Annotated in this window: 1 protein-coding gene; it reads right to left on the bottom strand. The window is 69.4% G+C overall.

Annotation, left to right across the window (positions count from 1 at the left end; genetic code table 11):
* On the bottom strand, nucleotides 1–1,165 hold a 1,165-nt coding region (locus MJ797_RS20965; RefSeq protein WP_239339639.1), incomplete at both ends, for a polyketide synthase dehydratase domain-containing protein.

Genomic DNA, 1,165 nt, shown 5'->3' on the forward strand with positions numbered 1-1,165 from the left:
GGCGGCGACGGGCCGTGTGGTCAGGGCTCCCAGGGTCAGGACCGGGTCACCGGCCGTGTCGGCCAGGTCCACCGTCAGCCCGCCGGGGCCCTGGGTCGCGCGGGCCCGGAGCCTCGTCGCACCGGTGGCGTGCAGAGCGACGCGGTTCCACGCGAACGGCATGAGCACGCTGTCGGTGTCACCCGATGGTGTCACCGCCATCGACAGATGAAGAGCGGCGTCCAAGAGAGCGGGATGGATCCCGTATCCCGACACGTCGATCTCGGTGTCCTCGGGGAGGGCGACCTCGCCGAACATCACCCCATCACCGGTCCAGGCCGCAGTCAGACCTTGGAACGACGGCCCGTAGGCGTATCCGTGGTCGGCCAGCTCCTCATAGAAGTCCTGGACGGGGATCGGGCGTGCTCCCGGTGGCGGCCACGTTCCCGAGATCGCCGTACCGGTCTGGTCGGCCGCACTCACGGTCGCGGTGAGGAAGCCCTCGGCGTTTCGCCGCCAGTCCTGCGCGCCTGTTGGACGCGAACTCACCGTCACCGGATGGCGTCCAATGGCGTCGGTGTCGGTGACGTGGACCTGGATCTCGACGCTTCCGGACGCCGGAATCGGCAAAGGCGCGTGGATGATGAGCTCATCCAGGACCGGGCAGTCGATCCGATCTCCCGCGCTGATCGCGAGTTCCACCAGAACCGCACCGGAAACCACGACCGCACCGGCGATCACATGATCGGCCAACCACGGATGCGTACCCAGCGACACCCGCCCAGCCAGCATCACCCCGCCGGGCACCTCCACCACCGTGCCCAACAACGGATGACCACCCACCACCTGACCAGCGGCGGGGTTAGGGGCGAGCCAGTAACGATCCCGTTGAAACGGATAGGTCGGCAGCGGAACAACCCGACCCGGAGTAGCGGCTCCGGGAATCAACCCGGCCAGCACAGCCCGCGTGACCGGCCCCCCAACCGCCCACAGCTCCGCCAGCCCGGCGACGGCGGCAGCCACTTCGGGCTGGTTCCGACGCGAGAACGCGACGGCCGCCGCGGTCAGGTGGTCGACCGCCCGAGCCAACGAGGTGAGACTCCCGTCCGGGCCGATCTCGACCACGAACCCCGCGCCGGTGCCGACCATGGCCTCAGCCAGGGCATCGGCGTAACGAACCGGTTCG

This window comes from Protofrankia sp. CiP3 (genome assembly GCF_917627345.1).
Classification (GTDB): Bacteria; Actinomycetota; Actinomycetes; order Frankiales; family Frankiaceae; genus Protofrankia.